A 2,544-nucleotide genomic window follows, 5' to 3' on the forward strand; every position below is an offset into this window, starting at 1 on the left:
GGCTCTTCGGGGTGTTGCAGCGCGCGGCGGCGGTCGCCGGCTTCGTCGCCGCCGGCTGGCTGGCAAACGGCATCATCGGGCCGATGTCGGTGACCAAGGTCGTCGCCTCGCCGCAGCCGCCCGCCTATGTGGACGAGGCGGTGCAGGCCCACAGGACGACGCTGGTGCGCGAGAGCATGCCGTCGCAGCCGGAAGCGCCCAATTACAACGCCGGCGAAATCCGCGCCGCCACTGCCATCGTCATGCCGTCGCTGCCGACGGATTGGAGGGTGCGCGACGTGCAGATCTATCCGTCGCGCTTTGGGCCGAGCGTCGAGATGGCGGTCGAGACGAAAGACATGGGGCTGGTGTCGCTGTTTGCGATCCGGCCCGGAACCTTCGACGTCGTCAAGCCGACGATAGCGCCCTCGGGCGACATTTCGTCGGCCTATTTCCAGATCGGCGATGTCGCCTATGCGGTGGTCGGACGAAGCGAGGTCCACGACCTCGACCGCGCCGCCGAGACGCTTGCCAAGACGCTTTACTGATCGATCCACAAAGGAGAACGCAAATGAACACCCCCAATCTGGGATATCGCGTCGGCGCCGGCGCCCAAACCGGAGCCATCTTCGACGAGGGCCTGCGCCAGCATATGCTGCGCGTCTACAACTACATGGGCGTCGGCCTGGTGGTCACCGGCCTCGTCGCCTACATGATCTCATCGACGCCGGCGCTCTACGTGCCGATCTTCTCCAGCCCGCTGAAATGGGTGGTGATGCTGGCACCGCTCGCCTTCGTCTTGCTGTTCTCGTTCAAAATGCAGACCATGTCGGCGGCGAGTGCCCAGGCGATGTTCTGGGCCTTCTGCGCGGTCATGGGCCTGTCGCTCGCCTCTGTGTTCCTGGTCTTCACCGGAACCAGCATCGCGCGCACCTTCTTCATCGCCGCCACCATGTTCGGCGCCACCAGTCTCTACGGCTACACGACAAAGCGCGACCTGACCCAGTTCTCGTCGTTCCTGATCATGGGCCTGATCGGCGTGGTGATCGCCAGCATCGTCAACATCTTCCTCGGCTCGACCGCGCTGCAGTTCGCCATCTCGGTGATCGGCATCGCCGTGTTCATCGGCCTGACCGCCTGGGATACGCAGACGATCAAAGAACAGTATGCCGAGAATTTCGACGCGGAATCGCGCCAGAAACTTGCCGTCTTCGGCGCCTTCTCGCTCTATCTGAACTTCATCAACATCTTCCAGCTGCTGCTGAATTTTACCGGCGAACGCGAATAACGACTATCCGCTGTGGGCAAGAGCGAGGGTTATTGCTCTTGATGCGGAGAGGTGGCCGGAGGGAGATCCTCCGGCCACAATTCGTTCCTGCAGAACCAGGCTACACCTTGAGTCCCCAAGAGCTTTTGCTAGTCTGCCCGCCGCGCCGGCCTTCAACAACGACCCGCGAGGAAATGTGGCACAGGACAGCCAAACGCTTCATGGCGATGGTATCTCGGCGACCATCGTCGCGCAGGGCGCCGAACTGATTGCGCTGCAAGACGCGCACGGATTTGAATTCCTGTGGCAGGCGGGGCCAGAATGGCGGCGGCACTCGCCGGTGCTGTTCCCGATCGTGGGGCGGCTGGCGGGCGATCACCTGCGCCATCGCGGCCGGACCTATCCAATGACGCAGCACGGGTTTGCGCGCGACAAGCCGTTTGCCTGGGCGCAGAAGGGACCGCGATCCTGCACGCTGGTGCTCACCGACGACGCCGACACCCGGGCGCGCTATCCGTTCGCCTTTCGGCTTGAAGTGACCTACACGCTGGTCCGCCAGCAGCTTGATGTGACTTTCGACATCACCAACACCGGCGATGAGTTCCTGCCGGCGTCGATCGGGGCGCACCCGGCATTCAATTGGCCCTTGCAGCCGGATTTGGCCAAGACGGACTACCGGCTGATCTTTGCCGATGATGAGCCGGCGCCGATCCGCCGCCTTAAGGACGGACTGCTGCTGAAAACGCCACAGCCGACGCCTGTCGAAGGCAACATACTCCCGCTCTCTGAGCGGTTGTTCGACGAGGACGCGGTGATCATGGACCAGCCCGCCAGCTCCATCGTGCGTTATGCCGCCGAGCGTGGCCCGGCTCTGGAGATGTCCTGGCAAGGGGTTCGGGAGTTGGGCGTCTGGTCAAAGCCGAGCGGCGCGCCATTCCTTTGCATCGAACCTTGGCACGGCCTTGCAAGCCCGGTGGATTTCGATGGTGATTTTGTCGACAAACCGGGCCTGATTCTGATCGCGCCGGGCGCAAAGCGCGCGATGAGCTATCAGATACGGCTGCTATGACGTTCCTGATCGGCAGATCCAGCCATGTCGGGAGTGCCCAGTGAAGCTGTATTTCAGCCGCAATCCCAATCCTCGATTGGCGGTCGCGGCGGCACTCCATCTCGACGCGAAAGTCGAATTTGAATTCGCCTCGCCATTCGCTCCGGGGCAAGCGGAGAAATTTCGCCGGTTAAATCCCAATCTCTCGCTGCCCATCCTCGCGGAAGAAGAGGGAAAACGCCTCTGGGAG

The 2,544-nt window shown here is 62.6% G+C and carries 3 protein-coding genes and 1 pseudogene; all 4 read left to right on the forward strand.

All coding sequences use genetic code 11. From position 1 onward, the window contains the following. The coding region (locus tag EOB59_RS24555; protein ID WP_245486732.1) for an anti-sigma factor at positions 1-527 on the forward strand (527 nt) is incomplete at its 5' end. Positions 528-550: 23 nt separating this feature from the next. After that, complete coding sequence (locus EOB59_RS24560; RefSeq protein WP_128289431.1) at positions 551-1,267, forward strand: Bax inhibitor-1/YccA family protein; 717 nt, start codon at positions 551-553, stop codon at positions 1,265-1,267. Between the two features lie 175 nt (positions 1,268-1,442). After that, entirely contained in the window at positions 1,443-2,315 is an 873-nt protein-coding gene (locus EOB59_RS24565; protein WP_128289432.1) for an aldose 1-epimerase family protein, read from the forward strand. 40 nt (positions 2,316-2,355) lie between these two features. Beyond that, positions 2,356-2,544, forward strand: a pseudogene (locus EOB59_RS24570) (glutathione S-transferase family protein); the annotation flags it as partial.

Origin of the sequence: Mesorhizobium sp. M7A.F.Ca.MR.176.00.0.0, from assembly GCF_004023165.1 — a bacterium.
GTDB lineage: Bacteria > Pseudomonadota > Alphaproteobacteria > Rhizobiales > Rhizobiaceae > Mesorhizobium.